Raw genomic sequence first — 23,983 nt, 5'->3', positions numbered from 1 at the left:
TCAGCAAAATGGTGCTATCCAGTTTTAGCTTGGCTATAAAGCGGAATCTATTAGCGCTCAAACCCTTGGCTGTTCTCGTTTAGCGTCTTTTCGATCTTCTTGTCTGACATAACGGTTTCCAAGCCGAGCCTGTTATGTTTCCCACTTTTTCACTGGGTTATAATAAACCCCGTATTGGGTAATATTCTTCCAATGATTTTCCGAAATATACTTGTCCCTTTGGCTGAAAAAAGCTAATGACATTAAACACATTGGGGCAATGAATGAGCCAGGGGCGCTATGAGAGATAGACGATGACAGAAATGATGAAGCCGAAGATGAGGGACTACAAGCGCCAAGTATTGGTATGCGTAGGGACAAAATGTTGTGAGCATAACGAGGGACAAGCTTTATATGAGCAGTTAAAGATTAAATTAAAACAGTCCGGGCTAGACATCGGCGAATTGCGGGTCATTCGCAGCAGGGTCGGTTGTCTAGGTACCTGTCAAGCGGGACCGTTGCTGTGCGTGCAACCCGATGGCGTTTGGTACTATGGTATCGACGAGCATAAATTGGACAAAATTATCGAACAGCACTTAATCGCCGGTAAACCGGTCGAAGAATGGGTCTATCATCAGGGACCCGTAAAGTGAAAGTGACTAAAACGCCTCAATATCTCCTTCTTTCCTTGGGAGAGAAGATACAGTGTTTCGTGTTCTGGCGCTTTCACCGTAGTCGAAATGTAGGAGCTGATGAAGTTTAGTCGGCGGAAGAGTGACGGAAATATAAGCGAAACTATTAAATCCGCGCCTTTCCCGTAACAACAAGGAGGTCTTTGATAGAGAAGCAGTCTTTAAGAAGTAGGTATTTATATGGCAAACACAGAAATGAAAGGTTATTTAAAAACCTGGAAAGATGATAGGGGGTTTGGTTTTATTAAACCCGAAGATGGTAGCCAAGATGTTTTTATTCATATCTCTGCGCTGAAAGGATCCGCACGCAGACCCGTCAAAGGAGACACGATTCATTTCAATATCGAGCAGGATGACGAAGGCAAGTCAAAGGCGGTCAATGCCCGCATCGAAGGGGTCGCCCATAGTGAAGAAAAAAGCTCGATTAATAAATTTTGGTTGTGGTTTATCGCCGCGTTATTAGGTTTGATCAGCGCGGCCGTCGCCGCTTATCTGAGCCAATAATGATTTGGCCGGGTTGCTGCCGTGGGATGGCGGCAACCCTTCTAATCGTTTTAGCCATAAAACGAGTCTTCGACTACTATTAAGGTCAATGAATGATCTTGGCCTAATTCCTTAGAGCTCGAGTCAACTTTCTCTTAATCCTTGGAAAGGTAATCACGCAGTGACCGATTCACAAAAATGGTTGTTCCTCACCTTTACCGTATTAATGGGATGGTTGTTGTATCTTTTAAGCCCGATTCTTTTGCCTTTCGCTATTTCGGCAATACTGGCCTATCTGGGCGACCCTCTGGTGGACAGGTTGGAAACCTTGCGCATCAAGTCCTGGCAACTGGGACGCAGTTGGTCGGTTGTTCTTGTGTTTGCCACACTAACCTTACTGTTAATCGCCGTACTGCTGGTAATCATTCCTAGCATTGAATCGCAAATATCACTGTTCTTGAGGAAGTTACCCGACTATTTCAATTTGCTGAACAATGATTTTATTCCGTTTTTGAGACAATCTCTTGATATAGATATCCAGCCGTTCGATAGCGCAAAGTTGATCGATGTGTTGAAGAATCACTGGCAGAAAGCCGGAGGCATCGCAGCCACCGTTATTGGTTCGGTGTCACGCTCCGGCACGGTCATCTTACAATGGTTGATGAATCTGTTATTGATACCGGTCATCACTTTTTACTTACTGCGGGATTGGGATGCCCTGGTCGCCAATGTGCATGATTTATTTCCGCGCCGCTTTGCCGCAACCGCTGGAAAATTAGCCAGCGAGTCGGATCAAGTATTGGGGGCTTTCATGCGCGGTCAGTTTTATGTGATGATTGCCTTGGGATTGATATACAGTACCGGCCTATGGTTAATCGGTTTGGAACTGGCCTTATTGATCGGCATGATGGCGGGTCTGGTTAGTTTCGTGCCTTACTTGGGATCTATAGTCGGCATCGTCGCGGCATGTCTGGCGGCGTTATTGCAATTTCATGATCCGATGTATTTAGTGCCTGTCGCGATCGTTTTTATGGTGGGGCAAGCATTGGAAGGAATGCTGTTGACCCCTTGGTTGGTCGGGGATCAAATCGGCTTACACCCGGTCGCTGTCATCTTTGCCGTCCTGGCCGGCGGACAGTTATTCGGTTTTCTCGGCGTGTTGCTGGCCTTGCCGTTGGCCTCGGTCATTATGGTGCTGTTGCGCCATATCCATCACCGCTACACCGGAAGCGGTTTTTACAGCGAAGATTACAAATTATGATGCGAACGTCGGTTCTGGTCGGCATTATGTGGCTGTTACCGTTGCTGGGCCAGGCCTCGGACAGCAGGCGCGAACAGGAATTCGCCGCCGCCATCAAGCGTCACTTGACAATAGGTGAAATTGTCGATTTACCCGTCAAAGACCGGACGTTTTTAGCGATACACACTCGAAGTTTAATCGATGAACCTTATGGCACGGCGATTATCCTGCACGATCAGGGTGGCTTTCCCGACCAGGGGGGTGTCATCCATAGCTTAAGAATCACGTTGCCACAGCATCGCTGGAACACCTTGGCCATACAATTGCCGTTATGGGAAATGGGCGTGGCTGAGCACGAATATTATGATTTATTTCCTGAGGCCAAGGAACGGATAGGGGCGGCGATCGCTTTTCTGCGTCAAAGCGGAGAGCAATCCATCGCCATGGTCGGTCATGGCCTAGGAGCGTTAATGGGGCTCTATAGCCTAAATGGCGACCCACAAAATATTGCGGCGTTTGCAGCGATCAGTCTTGCGGTACCCGATACCGGTCGGCAATACGCTCAAACCTTGGCATTCATCGAGCAACTGCAATTGCCGCTGCTGGACATCTATGGCGAAAATGATTTGCCGGCAGTCGTCGATAGCGCCCGTAAACGTCGCCTAGCGGCCCTAAAAAATCCCGATTACAGACAAGTTCAATTGGACGATGCCGGCCATTTGTTCCGCCATAACAATTACTTGTTAAGCAAGCGCGTTGCTGGGTGGTTAGGTCGGGGTTTCATAGAGCGGTGAAAGCTGGTAATGTTGGCTTTTTAATGATTTATGCGAGATTGCCATGGTTTTAACGGAAGAATTGGCGGAAGAAATCAACTTGTTGGCTTTATTTAATTTGGCTACCACGCAGGAGGGTATTAAAGTCCATGCGAATGCCGGGCCACAAGTCGTCGCGGCGGCTCGGCGTTTATATGAAAAGGGCATCATTTCCCAGGTCGATGGTGGCTATTTGACTGACTTGGGAATTGAAGTCGCCGAACATGCCCAACGCATGTTGACTATTTTATCCGCCCGATGACATTACGCAGGGTGGACTAGATCTATGGCGCAATCTTTACAATCATAAGTGGCGATTGCGCCCGGTTCGCAAGTTTTCCCAGTCCCGCGGTCATGAGCGAAATCATCTTTATTATTATCTTACTCGCCATCGGTTGGTTTTGGTCTAACAGTCTCAAGGCCAGGGAAATCGCCTTGGCCGTGGTTAGCAATTATTGCCGAAAGATGAATTTACAGTTGCTCGATGATTACGTCGCGTTAACCGGTTTATGGCCAAAACGGGACGACACGGGCAAAATAAAAGCATGGCGGTCTTATATCTTTGAATTTTCGGTTTCCGGCGCCGAACGCTATCACGGCAAGATTGTGTTGCTCGGATCAAAAGTGGAAGGCATTTATTTGGAACCGCACAGAGACCCCAATCAATTCGATTCCTGAATCCTATTTACTGCAACATTATGAGCAAAAAAAAATCGCGGCAGGTCATATCGCCGCAAGCACAGGACGAAGCAATGAAAGTAGCCAAAGCGACTCAGAGACCTGGGCAAACCAAGGAACAAACCAAATTGATTGCCCAGGGCATTAAAAAAGGGATCGAACAATATAAAAAACAACAAAGCGCCAAGGCGAGGGAACTGGATAAGAGGTTAAAAAAAGTCCGTCATCAGCAGGAAGAAATCACGACGGATCATGTCCAGCCTGAAGTGGTGACTGAATATCGTCAAAGTAAATTAGCATGGATTTTGTTGTTGCTAAGCTGGACCGGATTTGTTCTTTATGCGGCAATCTTTTGAAAGGTGACCTTCTACTAAGAGTTTTCGTTAGTGATCCGCTATCATTGTGCTGGTTGTATAAATACTAAACAACCACCCGCTCAAGCGGGTGGGTTCCAATAACGGACTGAAAGTCCGGATACGCGTCGACTAAACGACGCGTCTTAGTCGGGCTCCATCTTGAAATTATCGTTTGGATTAGGTTCAAAGTGATGCTCCAAATATTGCTTTATCATCTCATCAGTCATTTGCCCCACTGTGGCGCAAAAATAACCGCGGGCTCAAAAATGTCGACCCCAATATCGCTTTTTCAAGTGCGGGAACTCTTCGAACAGATAGCTCGAAGTTCGTCCCTTGATTCGCCTCATGATTTCGCTTGGGGCCATAGTCGGCGGCGCACTCACCAAAATGTGCACATGATCTTTGCTCACGACACCTTTGATAATCCGTATCTCAAAGGCTTCGCATGTCTGCCGCACCAAGTCTCTCACTCGTTCGGCTATTTCATCCTTCAGCACTTTATAACGATACTTCGTAACCCAAACAAAATGATACTCAATTTGGTAAACCGTATGGCTGCCGTATCTATAGTCCATCGCCACCTCCTTGGGCAAATTATCGCAGCTAAAGCTGACCGGCTAAAGCCGGTGGTTTAAACCTTATGATGGATAATTAAGTTTCAACATGAATCCAACGCATGATGAGCCGCTATGCGCGATATTACTTGGCGGACGCGAAGACCAACAGATTAGGGAATGTTGTGCCGTATTGACCCAGTTTAATTACCGATATTCGCGCTATGAAACGGTAAAGAGTTTGTTGAATGGGATCAGTTCGGCCAATGTCGATTTACTATTATTAGATCAACAATCCATCGATGCCGATGAGCTTGGGCATATAAAAAACAAATTAGCTAATGTTTGTATCCCAATCATCATTCTCGCGGGGCATACCAGGGAAGAATTATTAGAGCCTTACTTCAATCAAGGGGTCGACGACTTTCTCGCTAAACCGGTCAATCCTGCCTTATTGAAGGCCAAGCTCCGTTCGCTTACTAAAGTTCGGCAAATGCTGCATCAGCACAAAGTCGACTGCAAACAACTTTCCGCCTATCATCAACTGGTCGAACAGGAACAGGCTGTTGCCATAAATCTTTATGAAAATATATTAAGGGTCAATTATTTGGAAACCCCTGTAGTCAAGCCGTGGGTTTCCGCCCGTTCATTGTTCAAGGGTGATATCGTGTTAGTGGGGAAGACGCCGGATAATCGTCTTCACGCGTTATTGGGTGACTTTTCCGGTTACGGCATTTCGGCCTATGTCGCGGCGGCGCCCACGGCGGAAATATTCTATGGCATGAGCGCCAAGGGTTTCGATATAACCGAGATAACCCAGGAAATAAATCGTAAATTACATCAATTGTTGCCGAGCAATATGTTTTTAACGGCCGCCATCGTAGGGCTTGATCCGAATACCAAAACTTTACACGCACTAAATTGTGGCATGCCTGAACAAGTTTTGGTGAAACGCTCGAGCGGTAGCCACAAGCCGATCGTTTCCAATAATTTACCGTTAGGTATTCTCGGCGATGTCGATCTGCAATTGCAAACCTTTGAAGTGAGCGGCAAGGATTATCTGTATTTGCTCTCGCGTGCGGTCAGCGAGGCTAAAAATGCTGCTGGACGCGGATTTGGCCATGAAGCCATCATGGAATGCCTTAGTCAACATGAGGCTTCCGCTTTTGATGACCTTATAGCCCGACTGCGGCAACATTGCGGAAATAAGCATATTCAGCAGGAGATTACTTTTGTCGAGTTACATTGCGATGTCGACAATGCGCCTTGGAAATCCGATGTGATAGCGCACGAATTCGGCCATATTGACGCACTAGCATGGAAAACGATGATGGAATTCGATATAACTACCCTAAAGAAATTAAATCCGGTTCCCGTCGTCGTTAATGCCTTGATGGAAATTCAAGGTTTGCAGGAACATCGGCAAACGATTTTTTTGATCGTGACGGAATTATTCGCCAATGCGCTCGATCATGGCCTGCTAAAGCTTGATTCCGCTATTAAGCAGACAGCGGAAGGGTTTATGCGATATTACGAACTCAGGGATGAACGTCTAAGAACGGTGCAAGCAGGGACTGTCCGCATTCAGTTCAACCATCAGCCGACAGAGACGGGAGGACGCCTGATCATAAAGCTCAAGGACAGCGGAGATGGATTCTTGCGCAACGAATGGGTTGAGGATCTGAATAACAACAGGGGATTTTCCGGTCGCGGCATCGCCTTGTTAAGATCGTTATGCAGTAGCATCAGATATCAAGGGGTCGGCAACCGGGTCACTGTCGTTTTCGATTGGCGCCATTGAGCTTGTAGAGTCAATGACTCATTAGAATTGGATAGATCGTTTTAAAATTCTATCTTAATCAGTGATTTCAATAATTGATTGGTCATTAAATTCTTGGGTTTTCCAAAATTCAACGATTTTAAATGCAATTCAGAAAGCAGCGTTTAAATGAGGAGTATTGGACCTCATTTTCATGGATTTTGAGAAGATGATAGGGGCATGGCGTTTTTTTTGGGCAAAGAGACATTTAATGCGGTGTTGCCGCGCTGATGGTTTGGTGCCAAAAACTTTGAAAGCCTGGGACTTGTAACATTCATTGAAACCCACGTGCAAGCGAGCCGATCCGGATGAGGAAACTATCGACTGGAAAGCCGTATGCGGGAACGATAGCTCAGATCCTGGAAGTTATTTAAAGCCATATCTTATACAGCTGTTGCTTTTCAAAAAACTGTTGGATTCGGTTTGCATATCCTACACGCCGATGCAAACTTGTAGCCAATACAAATCATTATTAACAGATTAGGTATTCTGTGTCTCAAAATTTCATACCACTGAAACATTAGAACCACTGCGATTTTGTGAGGAAAATCACAAAAACTATATTGAATTATCAGGTAAGTATGGCATGATAGTCAATAACATTAAAATTACCATGGTTATTTGGCCGAACAGCATGCCCGCGCGTGAAAAATTATTGCTTTCAACGAAATAACTGAACGCCAAGTGGCGCTAAGAAGACCGAGTAAGAGTCGTTATCTAACTACGCTGTATGACCTGGCTTCGATGCTAATCGGGATTATCCCGGAATGATGAAGTTTTTATTGTTTCAGCGATTCGTCATGTTGGCCGATATAAATCTAGACTAGCTAGAGTCTACTCAGAAAATATAACCTACTGATTATAAATATTTATTAGGTGATATTTGCTATAATTAATGCACAAAAAACATGCCTTTGACTTCAAAAACCGTGCAGAGATGATTCGAACCACCAGCGCAAAACAACTGACGATAGCCGAATTCGACTGGCCCTTTGAGACGGCCCTGGATAAGAATAATCGCTGGGTCAAGCTCAGTGACTGCATTCCGTGGGACGAACTGGCGGAGAGCTATTATCAAGGCCTGCCGACTGATAGAGGCCGTCCGTTGAAAGACGCGCGCCTGGTGATCGGCGCCGTGATCATCAAACACAAGCTATGCCTGTCTGACGTAGAAACCGTGCTGCAGATCCAAGAAAACCCGTACCTGCAATACTTCGTAGGCCTGCCGGGTTATCAGGCAACGGCACCGTTTGCCCCGTCGTTATTGGTCGAAATCCGCAAACGCATGGGCGAGGCGGTGTTCGAAGGCTTTCATCGGGCCATTATCGAGGCGCATGAAGGCAAAAAGCCGGTCAAGCCTGAACCGCAAGCACCGCTTGATGCGGCCCTGGGTTCCAAGTCTGACACCGGCCCAACCGAAGAAAAGCCCAGTGCTTCCGTGGATGCCGCCTCTGAGCAAACTGGGCCAGAAGGCATGGCGCCTGCGCATCGCGGCCAATTGATTTTAGATGCCACCGTGGTCGAACAAGCCATCCGTTTTCCCACTGACTTGAGTTTGCTGAACGAAGCGCGTGAATTCAGTGAACAAATCATCGACACCCTGTGTGTCCACCTGAAGGTTGGCACTAAACCCAGAACCTATCGCCGGAAAGCCCGCGCCGCGTATCTGGCCATCGCCAAACAAAAGCGTCCTGGCCGGAAAACGTTGCGCCGGGGCATCAAGCAACAATTACAGTATCTGCGCCGCAATCTGGGCCATATCGAGCAACTCTTAGCGCCGATTCCGGAGGGCCAGCCGCTGCCGCTACCCGGCTGGCTGCTTCATCGTTACTGGGTGATCCAGCACGTGTACCAGCAGCAATGGGAGATGTATCAAACCCAGACACGCCGCTGTGACCATCGCATCGTCAGCATCAGTCAGCCCTATGTGCGGCCCATGGTGCGCGGCAAACAAGACCAGCCGGTCGAGTTTGGTGCCAAGCTCAGCGTCAGTTTAACCGGCGAGGGCTTGGCCCATGTCGACCGCCTGCGTTGGGATGCCTTTCATGAAGGCTTAGACCTGGCAGCACAGGTTGAGGCCTACCGCGAGCGATTCGGCCACTATCCGGAACGGGTGATCGCCGACCCCATCTATGGCACGCGCGCCAACCGCGACTACTTGAAACAACGCAGCATCCACTTTGCCGGCAAGCCGCTCGGCCGCCCCAAACAAGTCACCGACGCCAATCGCGAACAACTCAAGCAAGCCAAGGCCCAACGCAGACAAGACTATTTGCAACGCATCCCCATCGAGGGCAAATTCGGCCAGGGCAAGAATGGTTACCGGCTCAATTATATCCGGGCCAAGCGTGCCAACACCTCATTCGCCTGGATCAACACCATCTTCCTGGTCATGAACCTGTTGATCCTGGAAAGGATCTTTTTTGGCCTTAGTCAATGCGGCCTTGCTAGTTTGATGAGGGCAGTTGCACAGGTCTGGGAACAAAGGGTTTTAACTCAGCGCGCTCAGCTCCACTTAGCCGTCCGGCTTGTACATAACTATGGCTGATTTACTGAGTAAACTCTAAATAATTAAGTTTCAACATGAATCCAACGCATGATGAGCCGCTATGCGCGATATTACTTGGCGGACGCGAAGACCAACAGATTAGGGAATGTTGTGCCGTATTGACCCAGTTTAATTACCGATATTCGCGCTATGAAACGGTAAAGAGTTTGTTGAATGGGATCAGTTCGGCCAATGTCGATTTACTATTATTAGATCAACAATCCATCGATGCCGATGAGCTTGGGCATATAAAAAACAAATTAGCTAATGTTTGTATCCCAATCATCATTCTCGCGGGGCATACCAGGGAAGAATTATTAGAGCCTTACTTCAATCAAGGGGTCGACGACTTTCTCGCTAAACCGGTCAATCCTGCCTTATTGAAGGCCAAGCTCCGTTCGCTTACTAAAGTTCGGCAAATGCTGCATCAGCACAAAGTCGACTGCAAACAACTTTCCGCCTATCATCAACTGGTCGAACAGGAACAGGCTGTTGCCATAAATCTTTATGAAAATATATTAAGGGTCAATTATTTGGAAACCCCTGTAGTCAAGCCGTGGGTTTCCGCCCGTTCATTGTTCAAGGGTGATATCGTGTTAGTGGGGAAGACGCCGGATAATCGTCTTCACGCGTTATTGGGTGACTTTTCCGGTTACGGCATTTCGGCCTATGTCGCGGCGGCGCCCACGGCGGAAATATTCTATGGCATGAGCGCCAAGGGTTTCGATATAACCGAGATAACCCAGGAAATAAATCGTAAATTACATCAATTGTTGCCGAGCAATATGTTTTTAACGGCCGCCATCGTAGGGCTTGATCCGAATACCAAAACTTTACACGCACTAAATTGTGGCATGCCTGAACAAGTTTTGGTGAAACGCTCGAGCGGTAGCCACAAGCCGATCGTTTCCAATAATTTACCGTTAGGTATTCTCGGCGATGTCGATCTGCAATTGCAAACCTTTGAAGTGAGCGGCAAGGATTATCTGTATTTGCTCTCGCGTGCGGTCAGCGAGGCTAAAAATGCTGCTGGACGCGGATTTGGCCATGAAGCCATCATGGAATGCCTTAGTCAACATGAGGCTTCCGCTTTTGATGACCTTATAGCCCGACTGCGGCAACATTGCGGAAATAAGCATATTCAGCAGGAGATTACTTTTGTCGAGTTACATTGCGATGTCGACAATGCGCCTTGGAAATCCGATGTGATAGCGCACGAATTCGGCCATATTGACGCACTAGCATGGAAAACGATGATGGAATTCGATATAACTACCCTAAAGAAATTAAATCCGGTTCCCGTCGTCGTTAATGCCTTGATGGAAATTCAAGGTTTGCAGGAACATCGGCAAACGATTTTTTTGATCGTGACGGAATTATTCGCCAATGCGCTCGATCATGGCCTGCTAAAGCTTGATTCCGCTATTAAGCAGACAGCGGAAGGGTTTATGCGATATTACGAACTCAGGGATGAACGTCTAAGAACGGTGCAAGCAGGGACTGTCCGCATTCAGTTCAACCATCAGCCGACAGAGACGGGAGGACGCCTGATCATAAAGCTCAAGGACAGCGGAGATGGATTCTTGCGCAACGAATGGGTTGAGGATCTGAATAACAACAGGGGATTTTCCGGTCGCGGCATCGCCTTGTTAAGATCGTTATGCAGTAGCATCAGATATCAAGGGGTCGGCAACCGGGTCACTGTCGTTTTCGATTGGCGCCATTGAGCTTGTAGAGTCAATGACTCATTAGAATTGGATAGATCGTTTTAAAATTCTATCTTAATCAGTGATTTCAATAATTGATTGGTCATTAAATTCTTGGGTTTTCCAAAATTCAACGATTTTAAATGCAATTCAGAAAGCAGCGTTTAAATGAGGAGTATTGGACCTCATTTTCATGGATTTTGAGAAGATGATAGGGGCATGGCGTTTTTTTTGGGCAAAGAGACATTTAATGCGGTGTTGCCGCGCTGATGGTTTGGTGCCAAAAACTTTGAAAGCCTGGGACTTGTAACATTCATTGAAACCCACGTGCAAGCGAGCCGATCCGGATGAGGAAACTATCGACTGGAAAGCCGTATGCGGGAACGATAGCTCAGATCCTGGAAGTTATTTAAAGCCATATCTTATACAGCTGTTGCTTTTCAAAAAACTGTTGGATTCGGTTTGCATATCCTACACGCCGATGCAAACTTGTAGCCAATACAAATCATTATTAACAGATTAGGTATTCTGTGTCTCAAAATTTCATACCACTGAAACATTAGAACCACTGCGATTTTGTGAGGAAAATCACAAAAACTATATTGAATTATCAGGTAAGTATGGCATGATAGTCAATAACATTAAAATTACCATGGTTATTTGGCCGAACAGCATGCCCGCGCGTGAAAAATTATTGCTTTCAACGAAATAACTGAACGCCAAGTGGCGCTAAGAAGACCGAGTAAGAGTCGTTATCTAACTACGCTGTATGACCTGGCTTCGATGCTAATCGGGATTATCCCGGAATGATGAAGTTTTTATTGTTTCAGCGATTCGTCATGTTGGCCGATATAAATCTAGACTAGCTAGAGTCTACTCAGAAAATATAACCTACTGATTATAAATATTTATTAGGTGATATTTGCTATAATTAATGCACAAAAAACATGCCTTTGACTTCAAAAACCGTGCAGAGATGATTTGAACCACCAGCGCAAAACAACTGACGATAGCCGAATTCGACTGGCCCTTTGAGACGGCCCTGGATAAGAATAATCGCTGGGTCAAGCTCAGTGACTGCATTCCGTGGGACGAACTGGCGGAGAGCTATTATCAAGGCCTGCCGACTGATAGAGGCCGTCCGTTGAAAGACGCGCGCCTGGTGATCGGCGCCGTGATCATCAAACACAAGCTATGCCTGTCTGACGTAGAAACCGTGCTGCAGATCCAAGAAAACCCGTACCTGCAATACTTCGTAGGCCTGCCGGGTTATCAGGCAACGGCACCGTTTGCCCCGTCGTTATTGGTCGAAATCCGCAAACGCATGGGCGAGGCGGTGTTCGAAGGCTTTCATCGGGCCATTATCGAGGCGCATGAAGGCAAAAAGCCGGTCAAGCCTGAACCGCAAGCACCGCTTGATGCGGCCCTGGGTTCCAAGTCTGACACCGGCCCAACCGAAGAAAAGCCCAGTGCTTCCGCGGATGCCGCCTCTGAGCAAACTGGGCCAGAAGGCATGGCGCCTGCGCATCGCGGCCAATTGATTTTAGATGCCACCGTGGTCGAACAAGCCATCCGTTTTCCCACTGACTTGAGTTTGCTGAACGAAGCGCGTGAATTCAGTGAACAAATCATCGACACCCTGTGTGTCCACCTGAAGGTTGGCACTAAACCCAGAACCTATCGCCGGAAAGCCCGCGCCGCGTATCTGGCCATCGCCAAACAAAAGCGTCCTGGCCGGAAAACGTTGCGCCGGGGCATCAAGCAACAATTACAGTATCTGCGCCGCAATCTGGGCCATATCGAGCAACTCTTAGCGCCGATTCCGGAGGGCCAGCCGCTGCCGCTACCCGGCTGGCTGCTTCATCGTTACTGGGTGATCCAGCACGTGTACCAGCAGCAATGGGAGATGTATCAAACCCAGACACGCCGCTGTGACCATCGCATCGTCAGCATCAGTCAGCCCTATGTGCGGCCCATGGTGCGCGGCAAACAAGACCAGCCGGTCGAGTTTGGTGCCAAGCTCAGCGTCAGTTTAACCGGCGAGGGCTTGGCCCATGTCGACCGCCTGCGTTGGGATGCCTTTCATGAAGGCTTAGACCTGGCAGCACAGGTTGAGGCCTACCGCGAGCGATTCGGCCACTATCCGGAACGGGTGATCGCCGACCCCATCTATGGCACGCGCGCCAACCGCGACTACTTGAAACAACGCAGCATCCACTTTGCCGGCAAGCCGCTCGGCCGCCCCAAACAAGTCACCGACGCCAATCGCGAACAACTCAAGCAAGCCAAGGCCCAACGCAGACAAGACTATTTGCAACGCATCCCCATCGAGGGCAAATTCGGCCAGGGCAAGAATGGTTACCGGCTCAATTATATCCGGGCCAAGCGTGCCAACACCTCATTCGCCTGGATCAACACCATCTTCCTGGTCATGAACCTGTTGATCCTGGAAAGGATCTTTTTTGGCCTTAGTCAATGCGGCCTTGCTAGTTTGATGAGGGCAGTTGCACAGGTCTGGGAACAAAGGGTTTTAACTCAGCGCGCTCAGCTCCACTTAGCCGTCCGGCTTGTACATAACTATGGCTGATTTACTGAGTAAACTCTATTTACCCATTTACCGCAAGGGGACGAAGCTTGATACCGTGACGGCACGACGCGAGGCCATCGAAGCCTGGGTGGATGTGCCTTTTCGCATGCGAGATCTGCTGGCGGGAATGCATCGACTATTAGACCCGGATATCCGGCTTGAAGTCCACGACGGCGAACCACGGCAAGAACAAACGTTAATGTACCGCTCTGACGTTAAATCTGACGGAAGAGATTTTGCATGCGGAAAATTGAAGACCCGTCGCCAACTCAAGATTGGCGGCCGGGAGTGGACGTTGCTCATGTGCACGACACCGGCTTTTGAAACGCGCGTGTCAAATCGCCGGCGTTCGATGATGACGGCTACTATCGGTGTCGTGTTAACACTGACGTTGAGTTGTTTGGCCTGGCTGCTGGCCAGGGGACGTACTGTGGCGCTAGTGCGTTACCGGAAATTATTCGATCAGGCCGGTGACGGCGTTTTGCTCGCTAGCCGCGATTACCGTTTTGTCGATGCCAACGCCGCCGTTTTGAAGTTGCTGGGTTATCGCCGCGAAGAGCTGATGAAGCTGCGATTGTTCGATGTCTTGGCTTGGCACGAATGGTCGAGGGTTGAACCGGCTGCGGCCGTAATCATGATTGGTAAACCACATCTGCAGGAATGGATGTATAGACGCAAGGATGGTACCGAATTTCCGGCCGAAGTTAACTTGCGTTGGCTGGATAACGACTGTTATCTGGCAATCGTCCGCGATCTTTCCGAACGAAAAAAAGCGGAACAACAATTGTACCTGAGCGCGAAGGTATTCGAATCGAGCCGGGAGGGCATTGTCATTACCGACGCCGATAATGTGATCGTGTCCGTTAATCGGGCCTATACTGAAATCAGTGGCTATACGAACGAGGAAGCGATCGGCAAGACACCGCGCCTGGTATCTTCCGGAAAGCATGGCAAGGCGTTTTATCGGGCCATGTGGAACGATATTCACAATCGTGGATATTGGCAGGGTGAGGTCATTAATCGGCGCAAGAACGGCGACTTGTATCCGCAATGGATTTCTATCAATGTCATTCGTGATCGGACCGGTCAAATTACTCATCATGTCGGTATTATGAGCGATCTTTCCGAATTTAAAGCGGCCGAAGAACAAATTCAGTTTCTCAGCAATTTCGATTCACTGACCCATTTGCCGAATCGTTCTCTGTTACGTGATCGGACGCAGCTGGCTTTGGCGTCGGCACGCCGGTCGCATCAACAAATTGTCATGATGTATATCGACCTCGATCGTTTTAAAATCATCAATGACTCGCTTGGGCCCGACGCCGGCGACCGCCTGCTTAAAGAGTTGTCTAGACGGTTGGTCAAACACTTGCATCCGGACGATACTCTGAGCCGTCAGGGCGGCGACGAATTGATGCTGCTGTTGCCCGATACCAACGCGGAAGGTGCCGCTCATGTCGCCCAGAAAATTTTATCGCTGCTCGCGCAACCATTTGTTATCGACGGTCGACACCTTACGTTGACGGCCAGCATCGGTATTGCCGAATATCCCCAGGACGGGGATACCTTCGACCAGCTTGCTCAATCGGCGGATGCGGCGATGTTCCGCGCTAAAGAGCGGGGCCGTAATAATTTTCAATTCTATACCCGCCAACTGCATGAAAAAGCAAGACATGTATTGGAGATTGAGAGTGATTTGCGCCAAGCGCTTCAGCGCGGCGAATTAATGTTGTACTATCAACCGCAGGTAGATGCGAAAACGCTCGAAATCATCGGGGCGGAGGCGCTGATACGATGGAGCCATCCGCGCAAAGGCATAGTGCCGCCCGGACAATTTATTCCGGTGGCGGAAGAAAGCGGTCTGATCGTGGATATCGGCGAATGGGTGTTACACGAAGCGGTCAGCCAGGCAGTCGCCTGGCAAGCGGCGGGGCTCCGGATCGTTCCGGTTGCGGTTAATATATCGGTCGCGCAATTTCGGCAAGATGAGTTGTATCAGAAAGTGGTGCATGCGCTGGACGAGCATAAACTTGAACCGGCTCTGCTGGAGTTGGAAATTACCGAAGGCGTTGCGATGGAGAATTCCGAACGGACCACCGGCATGCTGGACAATCTCAACGCCCTGGGTGTCAAGCTATCGATCGACGATTTCGGTACCGGTTATTCGTCACTGAGTTATCTGAAGCGGTACAAAATCGACAAATTGAAGATCGATCAGTCTTTTATTCGCGATCTTTGCAGTGATTCAGGGGATGATGGTATCGTTACCGCCATAATCAGTATGGCTAAAAGCTTGGGTTTCAAAACCATCGCGGAAGGGGTCGAAACCCGCGAGCAGCTGGATTTTCTGAAGCGAAAAGATTGTGATGAAATCCAGGGTTACCTTTTCAGCAAACCGGTTCCGGCCGAGACATTTGCCGAGTTGTTGCGACAGGGCAAAATCCGATCGATAGACGAGAAAGACGTTGTCTTTTAATATGTTCTTTGCCAAACTGCCGCTTTAAGCTTGTCGAAGCGGGTTTTTCGTTCGGCATTTGTATGATGACGGCTCGTCAGTCGGGGGAATTATGTACCGATAAACAACGACTCCAAACCAACCATTGAAAGCCGAATAGGTCTCATTGAAATTGCAGCATGGTCTTTTTTCGTAACGCGATATTGCAACGCGCCATTTGTTTTATCTTTTTGAGTGCGGCGTTGTTATCCCATACCCAATTGTTGTTCGCCTGCGAGTCCATGCAGGGCGAACCGAAAATGGTGTGCTGTTGCGGCGATTCCATGCCCGACGATACCTGTCCGATGAGTGAGAGCTGCGGCATGCGGCATGACTCGCATCAAGACACCTGTTGCGAAGTCAGCCAGCAAGCATTGACCGATCTGGCCGTGACGGATGCTTCCGCTACGGTTGAAACGTTGACCTTGGTGCTGGATGGCCCGCAGCCGCCGCCACTATTCGATCGCCGGGAAACGACCGTTTTCCCGCAACCTCTTTTTTTCGCAATCTTTCCGCACGAACCGTTGCCGGCAAGCGGCGACGGGCAAATTTATCTGCGCACTCTCCGTATTCGGCTGTAAGCCGGTCTCTATTGATAAAAATCCATGCGCCTGTGATGCGGGCGTTTAGCCGTAACAAGTTTTTCGTAATACATCGCGCTTGATGCCGGTTCCGGACTTCAGGCGGTTAAACGCGGTATGAGCTTGTTTACCCAAATGACGATTTTTCAAGCAGAGATTCTCCATGAAATCATATCTCATCGTTTTTCGATGGTTGTTAGTGACCGCGGCCTTTGTCCCTGCAATCATTTCCGCTGCCGACGGAGCCCATGGCGATTTCGGTTCAAATAGTCCGATGCTTCTCGACGACGAGGTACCGGAAACCTTGTCATCCACGCGGTTGGTATCCGCTATTCTGGACGCCAATCCGCAATTGGAAATGGTTCGGGCGGTATGGCGGGCGATGGCCAGTCGTATCGAACAATCATCGGCCCTGGACGACCCCGTGCTATCGCATGGATTTGCACCGCTGACGATCGGCCGTCAGGGCGGCGGTTTTTCGCAAAATACGGCCATTTCCCAAAAATTCCCCTGGCCTGGAAAACGGCAGTTGCGGGCCGAAGCGGCTGCTTTCGACGCCGAGGCGGCTAAAGAAAACGTCGTGACATTGCGCTTGCTGCTGACGGCGACCGCGAAGGCATTGTTCGCGGATTGGTATTACATCCATCGAGCTCTGGAAATATATGAGCTTAATCGGCTTTTATTGACCGATTTTCGCGACACCGCTCTCGATCATTATGCGACAGGACTCGCCGGCAAGCAGGATGCGCTGCGCGCCGAGGTCGAAGTCGCGCTACTTGAGCATCAAACAATCGCGCTGGAACGCGAAAGGCGCACGCTTCTCGCGCGGATTAACACATTGCTGAACCGTTCGCCGGATACGCCTCTGCCGGCGCCGGTCGGACTGAGCTCCGAGCTGACATTGCCTGAACCGGAGGCATTGCAACGAATCGCGATGCGATCTCGACCGGAATTGAAAGAACTGACGGCCCGCATCGAGGCCTCCAAAACGCGTCGCGATTTAGCGGCAAAAGCCTTTTACCCCGATTTCAAAGTGTCCGCGGGTTACAACAACTTCTGGCGGCTAGAGGAGTAGCGTTTCATCGTCGGCGTCGAGGTCAATCTGCCGTTGGATCGAGACAAACGGCTTGCCGCCGAAGAGGAAGCGCAGGCTCGTATCAGGCAAGCCGAATGGAACCACGTCGATCGCACCGCACATATCAGGGAAGAAGTGCAGATTGCCTACGAGCTAACCTTGGAAAGCCTGGATGTCTACAAGTTGCATCAGGAAAAACTGTTGCCGCTGGCAAACGCAACCTTGAATGCGGCGATGGCCGATTACCGTGGCGGCACCGGTGATTTTCTGAACTTGATCAGCTGCGAGAAAAATCTGCTCCAAACTCAATTACAGAGCGAACGGTCGTTGGCGGACATGCACCGCCGTCTGGCCGAACTCGAGCATGCGGTCGGCAGCGTCTCGCCTTTTTCAACAGTAAGGGCGCAGCAGGATACAGTACTATGAAGGCAAAGCATAAATTGGGTGTGTTTATCGGGTCGGCCATGTTTTTCACGCTGTTAGGAAGTCTCGCATTGATGCACATTGGCCGAGCCCACGATACCGCGACCGTGCTTGACAAAGCTCCAAGCCAGCGGGCTGGCTCATTCGGCGTAGATGTCATGCTGGCACCGGAAAAACCGCGAGTCGGGAACAATACATTGATAGTATTCCTCCAGGACGAAGACGGACGTCCTGTTGTCGATGCCCGAATCGAAGCGCTGTCGGAGATGCCGGCAATGGGCTCGATGCCGGCCATGCCGGTGCCGATCGACATGAAAATGGATAGCCCCGGCCATTATCGGGGCCGGTATGAATTGCCGATGGCTGGTTACTGGCCGTTGACGCTGTCTATTCGGTCCGACGCTAAGGGCACGGCGCGATTGACTTTCGACATGAGTACCGGCCGTGCCGGTGTCGAATTGACCTCCGCCACGCCCGGCGATGACGAATCGAAGCGAGTCGCTGCCGGTCAAGCCCCGTCGCAAGCGGCTACGTTCACCATCGATAGCAACCGTCGGCAACTGATCGGCGTGAAAACCGGCCGCGTCGAATACCGGCCGTTGATCAAAACCGTTCGTTCGCCGGCGCGAATCGTCTACGACGAAACCGGTCTGACCGACGTCAGGCTCAAGTTCGACGGCTGGATAGGCGAACTCAAAGCCGATTACCTTGGCAAGCCGGTGAAAAAAGGTCAAACCTTGTTAACCGTCTACAACCCGCAGTTGATCGCTACCCAGGAAGAATATCTCGACAGTCTGAAGCGAAGCGATAAACATCTGGACAAGCTTGCCGAGGCGGCCCGTCGTCGCCTGACGCGGTGGGGCATTACCCCCGCTCAGATTCAGGTCGTGGCGCGTCGCGGCCAAGCCCTGGAATATTTGCCGATACTATCGCCCGTCAGCGGCGCCGTCGTCGAAAAACACATCGTGGCCGGCTCGGCCGTGAAGGCCGGCACGCCGCTGCTGCGCATCGCCGATCTATCCGCGGTCTGGGCGGAGGCCCAGGTTTACGAATCCGATCTGCCTTGGATCAAGCCGGGCATGCGCGCGGAAGTCGTGTTGGAGGATCAGCCGGATCGGCGTTTTTGCGGCTTTATCGAATTCGTCGATCCGATCGTCGATAGTGTCACCCGTTCTGCCAGGGTGCGGATGACATTGCCGAATCCGGACGGCGGGCTGCGTCCGGACCGTTATGCCCGCATGAACCTTCAAATCAACCTAGGTAAACGCCTGCTGGTGCCGGAGCAGGCGGTGATCTATGCCGGAAAAAAACGCGTTGTATTTCTGGACTTGGGCGAAGGACGCCTGCAACCGAAAATAATCAGAGCCGGTCTGCGCAACGCCGACTATATCGAAGTGCTGGAGGGGCTGGCCGAAGGCGATGAAATCGTCACGTCCGGTAATTTCCTGGTCGCTGCGGAAAGCAAACTCAAATCGGGGTTGGAACAATGGTAGACGAAGCTCCTAAACATCAACCGGGTCCGGTTCAGCGCTTGATCGCCTATTGCGCTAACAATGCCTTGGTCACGCTGTTGATTGTGTCGATTTGCGCATTCTGGGGATACAGGTCATTGCTCGCCACGCCGCTGGATGCAATCCCCGATCTATCCGATCCGCAGGTCATCATCTACACCGACTGGCCCGGCCGCAGCCCGGATCTGGTCGAAGACCAGATTACCTATCCTCTCTCCGCGACACTGCTGGCGGCGCCCGGCGTGCGCCAGGTGCGCGGGCAAAGCTTCATGGGACAGAGTTTTGTGTATGCGATCTTCGAGGAAGGCACGGACCTCTACTGGGCGCGTTCGCGAGTCGGCGAATACCTGGATCAGGTGGCGGCGCAATTACCCGACGGCGTGCAGCCGACCCTGGGCCCTGACGCCACCGGCGTGGGCTGGGTGTATCAATATGCCTTGGTCGACAAATCCGGCCAACAGGACCTAGCGCAACTGCGCAGCCTGCAGGACTTCAAGCTGCGTTATTGGCTGGAGTCGGTCGAAGGCGTCGCCGAAGTCGCGGCCATCGGCGGTTTCGAGAAGGAATACCAAGTTACGGTCGATCCCGATAAGCTGGCCGGTTACGGCATTACCTTAAACCAGATCGCACGAGCCGTCCGCCAGTCCAACAACGATGTCGGCGGCCGGGTGCTGGAAATCGCCGGCCACGAACATTTTATTCGCGGCCGCGGCTATATCCACGGCATAGACGATATCGAACGCATCGCGTTGACCGCCAATCCGGCCGGCGCGCCGGTCACTGTCGGCCAGATCGCAACGGTCAGTGTGGGGCCGGCCATGCGGCGCGGTTTGGCGGAACTGGACGGCAACGGCGAAACGGTGGGCGGCATCGTCATCATGCGCCACGGCGAGGACGCGCTGGACGTCATCGAGCGGGTCAAACAGCGCCTGGCCGACATCAAGCGCTCGCTGCCGCCAGGCGTCGAGGTCGTCACGGTCTACGACCGCTCGGACTTGATCGAACGCGCGATCGCCACCCTGAAGAACACCTTGTTCGAAGAAATGGCGGTCGTGTCGCTGGTCATCATCGGATTCTTATGGCATTTTCGCTCGTCGCTGATCGCGATCCTGACCCTGCCGGTCGCGATCTTACTGGCCTTCATTCCGATGTCCGCGCAGCATCTGACCGCGGACATCATGTCGTTGGGCGGCATCGCCGTGGCCATCGGCGCGATGGTCGATGCCGCGATCACGCTAATCGAAAATAGCCATAAGCGTCTGGAAAACCGGGAAAACATCGGCGAAGCCGAACGCCGCCACATCATCATCCGGGCCATGCAGGAGGTAGGCCCCAGCATTTTCTTTGCATTACTGATCATCACGGTCTCGTTTCTGCCGGTGTTTGCGTTACAAGGCGCCGAAGGCCGCTTGTTCAAGCCCCTGGCCTACACCAAGACCTACGCGATGGCCTTTGCGGCCCTGCTGGCCGTCACGCTGATTCCGGCCCTGGCGGTGCATTTGATTCGCGGCAAGCTGCACGGCGATAAAAATCGTTTCACCCAAAAAATCGTGGCCTGGTACATCCCGGTCGTGCGTTGGGCGCTGCGTTTTCGCGGCTGGGTGATCGGCGTGTCGCTGCTGGCGTTGCTTGGTTCGATGCCGGTGTTTTTCAAGCTCGGCAACGAGTTCATGCCGCCTCTGAACGAAGGCAGCATACTTTACATGCCCACGACTTTGCCGGGCATGTCGATCACCGAAGCGGGCAAGGTGCTGCAAGCTATGGACCGCCAGTTGAAGGCCTTTCCGGAAGTGGAACGGGTATTCGGCAAGATCGGTCGATCGACATCCCCGACCGATCCGGCGCCGTTGTCGATGGTGGAAGCCGTGGTCACGTTAAAACCTAAGGCAGAGTGGCGGGAGGGCTTGAACTGGGACGACCTGATCGCCGACATGGACCTTACCCTGCGTTTTCCGGGCATGCCCAATATCTGGTGGATGCCGATACAGACCCGCACCGAAATGCTGGCGACCGGTATGCGCTCCAACTTGGGCATCAAGGTGTACGGCGACGATTTGAAAACCATAGAAAGCGCCGCGCTGACTATCGAGCAGGTCTTACGGCAGGACGAACGCACGAAGCCTTTTACCCGTAGCGCCTTTAGCGAGCGTCTGACCGGCGGCAATTTCATCGATTTCGTGATCGACCGGGACAAAATCGCCCGTTACGGCCTGACGGTGGATGACGTGGAACAGGTTTTGATGGCCGCGGTCGGCGGACAAACGGTGTCCCGGACCATCGAAGGACGCGAGCGCTATGCGATCAATCTGCGTTACGCGCGCGAGTTTCGCGACAATCCGGAGGATTTAGCCCGGATCTTGGTGCCGACGCCCGGCGGCGCGCAAATCCCGATCAGCCAGCTCGCCCGCATCGATTTCATCAGCGGTCCGCCGATGCTGCGCAACGAAGAGGGGTTTATGGTTTCCTTCGTGCTGGTCGATGTCAAAAGCATCGGCATCGCCGATTATGTCGATTTGGCGAAACGGGTCGTCAGTGAAAAAGTCGACTTGCCGCCAGGCGTTCGCTTGGAGTGGGCCGGCCAATACCAATATTTCGAGCAAGCCAAGGCCGAACTGAGTGTGCTGGCGCCGTTGACGCTGGCAATCGTGTTTTTAATGCTCTTTTTAAACCACGGTTCCGTTGGCGAATCCCTGATCATCATGCTGACGATTCCTTTTTCGTTGATCGGCGCCGTCTGGTTGTTGTATTGGTTCGATTACAACTTGAGCGTCGCGGTCTGGGTCGGCATGATCGCGCTGGCCGGACTCGCTGCCGAGATGGGCGTGCTGATGATGCTGTATCTCGACTTGAGCTATCGAAAGCGTCTAGTCGAAAACGGCCTGCAATCCCGGCATGACCTTGCCGAAGCGATCGTCGAAGGCGCCGCCCGCCGCATTCGCCCGAAACTGATGACCGGCATCACGACTCTGGCCGGATTGACGCCTATCCTGTGGCAGACAGGAACCGGCGCCGACGTGATGAAACGCATCGCGGCGCCGATGGTGGGAGGGATCGTTTCGACACTGATCGTGGCATTGGTCGTATTCCCGGCGATTTATTTCTATTGGAAGAGTTGGAAAGTTAAATAAGATGAAGGCGCCGCGAATCGTCCATCGCCGATTTGTTCATCCATTGCTATCGATTTTTTGTTATTCTCGATGGTTGTAAAACGATTGATTCTCATAATCAGAGATCGCATTAGAAGCGAATGAAACTGACCATCGGTAAGCTGGCCAAGCACAGCGGCGTCACGATAGAAACCATTCGTCACTATCAACGCATCGGGTTGCTGGACGAACCTGAAAAGCCGCCCGGTGGTTATCGTCTTTATCCGGCCGAAGCGGTTTCCAGGCTTCGGTTTATCAAACGGGCTCAGCGGGCCGGTTTTACCTTAAAAGAGGTAGCCGTTCTGCTTTCGCTGGACGGCAAACAGTGCGTCGAGGCTTGCCGGCTCGCCGAGCAAAAATGCCGGGAAATAGACCGTCAAATAGACGCATTGACGACGCTCAAGCAAGCGCTGCAACAGCTGGTCGACGACTGCCGTCAGACCGGATCATCGGAGCAATGCGCCGTTCTAAACGCGTTTAACGATGACGATACGGCAAGTTCCGATTAAAATCGGATCATCATCCGCTTGACCCTGTTCCCGAGAACAGGGTTTAGACTGCCGACCAAGGTTTCGTTAGGGCGAGTCTCTATGCAAACAAATCCTGAAAAGTCCAATAAACAATCCCTTTGGCTCGGCATAGGCGCCGGATTGGCCGCCATCGGCGCTTCGGCCTGCTGTGTCGGCCCGCTGTTGCTGGTTTCTTTGGGGATCGGCGGCGCCTGGATGAGCACGCTGATGTCAATGGAAGCGACGCGTCCTGTCTTTATCGCCCTGACCTTGATTTTTCTGGTCTTGGGATTTAGACGGCTTTATCTGCTTCCCAATCTCTGTCGAGAGGGCGACGCGTGCGCTCAATCCGGCGTTCGGCGCCGGCAACGCATTATCTTTTGGATCGGCTCCAGCCTGATCCTGTTGCTTTTGGCATTCCCCTGGATTGCGCCATACTTTTTACTATGAGAACTATCGCGACGAAAACCGCTTTGTTAACGTTACGGCTGGCATGCGCCTGCCTGTCTGCGCCTGTCGTTCATGCCGCTGCCGACGTTGGCCAGCAAAATACGATGCAGGTGGTGACGCTGGACATACAAAACATGACTTGTCAGCTGTGCCGGTTCACGATCAAAAAGGCGTTGCAGAACGTCAGCGGCGTTCAAGGCGTCACTGTCGATTATGATACGAAGACGGCGGAAGTCGATTTTGACCCCAGGCAAACCGACGTTCATGCTTTAATCAGGGCCAGCACCGATGCCGGCTACCCGGCAACCGCCCGCAGAACCTCTCAGTAATTGCCGCGAGT

18 protein-coding genes and 2 pseudogenes are annotated in these 23,983 nt (G+C 51.3%); 19 read left to right on the top strand and 1 reads right to left on the bottom strand.

Translation table 11 applies throughout. The features are described 5' to 3' along the window. The first annotated feature begins 293 nt into the window (after positions 1-293). From EP25_RS0104025 to EP25_RS0103995, 7 genes are all read left to right on the top strand, one after another. Complete coding sequence (locus EP25_RS0104025) at positions 294-632, top strand: (2Fe-2S) ferredoxin domain-containing protein (protein WP_031432703.1); 339 nt, start codon at positions 294-296, stop codon at positions 630-632. A gap of 219 nt (positions 633-851) precedes the next feature. Further along, positions 852-1,175, top strand: a complete 324-nt coding sequence (locus EP25_RS0104020) for a cold shock domain-containing protein (protein WP_031432702.1) — start codon at positions 852-854, stop codon at positions 1,173-1,175. Positions 1,176-1,335: 160 nt separating this feature from the next. After that, a complete protein-coding gene (locus EP25_RS0104015) occupies positions 1,336-2,415 on the top strand; it encodes an AI-2E family transporter (RefSeq protein ID WP_031432701.1) in 1,080 nt (359 codons plus the stop codon). After that, on the top strand, positions 2,415-3,188 hold the full coding sequence (locus EP25_RS0104010; protein ID WP_235185833.1) for a DUF3530 family protein: 774 nt from the start codon (positions 2,415-2,417) through the stop codon (positions 3,186-3,188). The genes EP25_RS0104015 and EP25_RS0104010 overlap by 1 nt, the downstream gene beginning before the upstream one ends. A 43-nt stretch (positions 3,189-3,231) precedes the next feature. Next, positions 3,232-3,468 carry a TIGR02647 family protein gene (locus EP25_RS0104005; protein WP_031432699.1) on the top strand — a complete coding sequence of 79 codons (237 nt, stop codon included), beginning with the start codon at positions 3,232-3,234 and terminating at the stop codon, positions 3,466-3,468. Between the two features lie 92 nt (positions 3,469-3,560). Beyond that, positions 3,561-3,884, top strand: a complete 324-nt coding sequence (locus EP25_RS21750) for a DUF3301 domain-containing protein (protein WP_036300217.1) — start codon at positions 3,561-3,563, stop codon at positions 3,882-3,884. Positions 3,885-3,904: 20 nt separating this feature from the next. After that, complete coding sequence (locus EP25_RS0103995; protein WP_031432697.1) at positions 3,905-4,240, top strand: DUF2956 domain-containing protein; 336 nt, start codon at positions 3,905-3,907, stop codon at positions 4,238-4,240. A gap of 143 nt (positions 4,241-4,383) precedes the next feature. Here EP25_RS0103995 and tnpA read toward each other — a convergent pair. After that, positions 4,384-4,815, bottom strand: a pseudogene (gene tnpA / locus EP25_RS0103985) (IS200/IS605 family transposase). 88 nt (positions 4,816-4,903) lie between these two features. On the opposite strand from tnpA, the gene EP25_RS0103980 reads away from it, so the two are divergent. From EP25_RS0103980 to EP25_RS24225, 12 genes and pseudogenes are all read left to right on the top strand, one after another. Next, positions 4,904-6,595, top strand: coding sequence for a SpoIIE family protein phosphatase (locus tag EP25_RS0103980; RefSeq protein WP_051906377.1), 1,692 nt, complete (start codon positions 4,904-4,906; stop codon positions 6,593-6,595). A gap of 955 nt (positions 6,596-7,550) precedes the next feature. Beyond that, positions 7,551-9,161: an IS5 family transposase gene (locus EP25_RS0103970; RefSeq protein WP_235185832.1), complete on the top strand. Its 1,611-nt coding sequence runs from the start codon at positions 7,551-7,553 to the stop codon at positions 9,159-9,161. 35 nt (positions 9,162-9,196) lie between these two features. Then, positions 9,197-10,888: a SpoIIE family protein phosphatase gene (locus EP25_RS0103965; protein WP_051906377.1), complete on the top strand. Its 1,692-nt coding sequence runs from the start codon at positions 9,197-9,199 to the stop codon at positions 10,886-10,888. A 982-nt stretch (positions 10,889-11,870) separates the two neighbouring features. Next, positions 11,871-13,454 carry an IS5 family transposase gene (locus EP25_RS21745; RefSeq protein WP_152555596.1) on the top strand — a complete coding sequence of 528 codons (1,584 nt, stop codon included), beginning with the start codon at positions 11,871-11,873 and terminating at the stop codon, positions 13,452-13,454. Continuing rightward, the gene (locus EP25_RS0103950) at positions 13,447-15,930 is read left to right on the top strand and encodes a bifunctional diguanylate cyclase/phosphodiesterase (RefSeq protein ID WP_051906375.1); all 2,484 of its coding nucleotides are present in this window, start codon (positions 13,447-13,449) and stop codon (positions 15,928-15,930) included. The genes EP25_RS21745 and EP25_RS0103950 overlap by 8 nt, the downstream gene beginning before the upstream one ends. 158 nt (positions 15,931-16,088) lie before the next feature. After that, positions 16,089-16,529, top strand: a complete 441-nt coding sequence (locus tag EP25_RS0103945) for a hypothetical protein (RefSeq protein WP_051906374.1) — start codon at positions 16,089-16,091, stop codon at positions 16,527-16,529. 163 nt (positions 16,530-16,692) lie between these two features. Continuing rightward, entirely contained in the window at positions 16,693-17,604 is a 912-nt protein-coding gene (locus EP25_RS21740) for a TolC family protein (protein WP_051906373.1), read from the top strand. A 6-nt stretch (positions 17,605-17,610) separates the two neighbouring features. Then, positions 17,611-18,030: a TolC family protein gene (locus EP25_RS22385; protein WP_084190950.1), complete on the top strand. Its 420-nt coding sequence runs from the start codon at positions 17,611-17,613 to the stop codon at positions 18,028-18,030. Continuing rightward, positions 18,027-19,520 carry an efflux RND transporter periplasmic adaptor subunit gene (locus EP25_RS0103930; RefSeq protein ID WP_036300212.1) on the top strand — a complete coding sequence of 498 codons (1,494 nt, stop codon included), beginning with the start codon at positions 18,027-18,029 and terminating at the stop codon, positions 19,518-19,520. The genes EP25_RS22385 and EP25_RS0103930 overlap by 4 nt, the downstream gene beginning before the upstream one ends. Further along, positions 19,514-22,666 (top strand): efflux RND transporter permease subunit, encoded by a 3,153-nt coding sequence (locus EP25_RS0103925; protein ID WP_031432691.1) that lies wholly within the window; start codon positions 19,514-19,516, stop codon positions 22,664-22,666. The genes EP25_RS0103930 and EP25_RS0103925 overlap by 7 nt, the downstream gene beginning before the upstream one ends. Before the next feature lie 119 nt (positions 22,667-22,785). Continuing rightward, positions 22,786-23,193 (top strand): MerR family transcriptional regulator, encoded by a 408-nt coding sequence (locus EP25_RS0103920; RefSeq protein WP_031432690.1) that lies wholly within the window; start codon positions 22,786-22,788, stop codon positions 23,191-23,193. Positions 23,194-23,274: 81 nt separating this feature from the next. Continuing rightward, positions 23,275-23,972, top strand: a pseudogene (locus EP25_RS24225) (mercuric transporter MerT family protein). Positions 23,973-23,983: the final 11 nt, after the last annotated feature.

Source organism: Methylomarinum vadi (assembly GCF_000733935.1).
GTDB lineage: Bacteria > Pseudomonadota > Gammaproteobacteria > Methylococcales > Methylomonadaceae > Methylomarinum > Methylomarinum vadi.
Note: the sequence above shows the minus strand (reverse complement) of the source record. Positions and strands in the feature narration are given on the sequence as shown.

What these genes read in the sequence shown, in the direction of transcription:
- EP25_RS0103920 (WP_031432690.1), top strand. Translation starts at nt 22,786, where the DNA reads ATGAAACTGACCATCGGTAAGCTGGCCAAGCACAGCGGCGTCACGATA.
- EP25_RS21750 (WP_036300217.1), top strand. Translation starts at nt 3,561, where the DNA reads ATGAGCGAAATCATCTTTATTATTATCTTACTCGCCATCGGTTGGTTT.
- EP25_RS0103945 (WP_051906374.1), top strand. Translation starts at nt 16,089, where the DNA reads ATGGTCTTTTTTCGTAACGCGATATTGCAACGCGCCATTTGTTTTATC.
- EP25_RS0103995 (WP_031432697.1), top strand. Translation starts at nt 3,905, where the DNA reads ATGAGCAAAAAAAAATCGCGGCAGGTCATATCGCCGCAAGCACAGGAC.
- EP25_RS0103930 (WP_036300212.1), top strand. Translation starts at nt 18,027, where the DNA reads ATGAAGGCAAAGCATAAATTGGGTGTGTTTATCGGGTCGGCCATGTTT.
- EP25_RS21740 (WP_051906373.1), top strand. Translation starts at nt 16,693, where the DNA reads ATGAAATCATATCTCATCGTTTTTCGATGGTTGTTAGTGACCGCGGCC.
- EP25_RS0103965 (WP_051906377.1), top strand. Translation starts at nt 9,197, where the DNA reads ATGAATCCAACGCATGATGAGCCGCTATGCGCGATATTACTTGGCGGA.
- EP25_RS0103980 (WP_051906377.1), top strand. Translation starts at nt 4,904, where the DNA reads ATGAATCCAACGCATGATGAGCCGCTATGCGCGATATTACTTGGCGGA.
- EP25_RS0104020 (WP_031432702.1), top strand. Translation starts at nt 852, where the DNA reads ATGGCAAACACAGAAATGAAAGGTTATTTAAAAACCTGGAAAGATGAT.
- EP25_RS0104025 (WP_031432703.1), top strand. Translation starts at nt 294, where the DNA reads ATGACAGAAATGATGAAGCCGAAGATGAGGGACTACAAGCGCCAAGTA.
- EP25_RS0103970 (WP_235185832.1), top strand. Translation starts at nt 7,551, where the DNA reads ATGATTCGAACCACCAGCGCAAAACAACTGACGATAGCCGAATTCGAC.
- EP25_RS0103925 (WP_031432691.1), top strand. Translation starts at nt 19,514, where the DNA reads ATGGTAGACGAAGCTCCTAAACATCAACCGGGTCCGGTTCAGCGCTTG.
- EP25_RS0103950 (WP_051906375.1), top strand. Translation starts at nt 13,447, where the DNA reads ATGGCTGATTTACTGAGTAAACTCTATTTACCCATTTACCGCAAGGGG.
- EP25_RS0104010 (WP_235185833.1), top strand. Translation starts at nt 2,415, where the DNA reads ATGCGAACGTCGGTTCTGGTCGGCATTATGTGGCTGTTACCGTTGCTG.
- EP25_RS0104005 (WP_031432699.1), top strand. Translation starts at nt 3,232, where the DNA reads ATGGTTTTAACGGAAGAATTGGCGGAAGAAATCAACTTGTTGGCTTTA.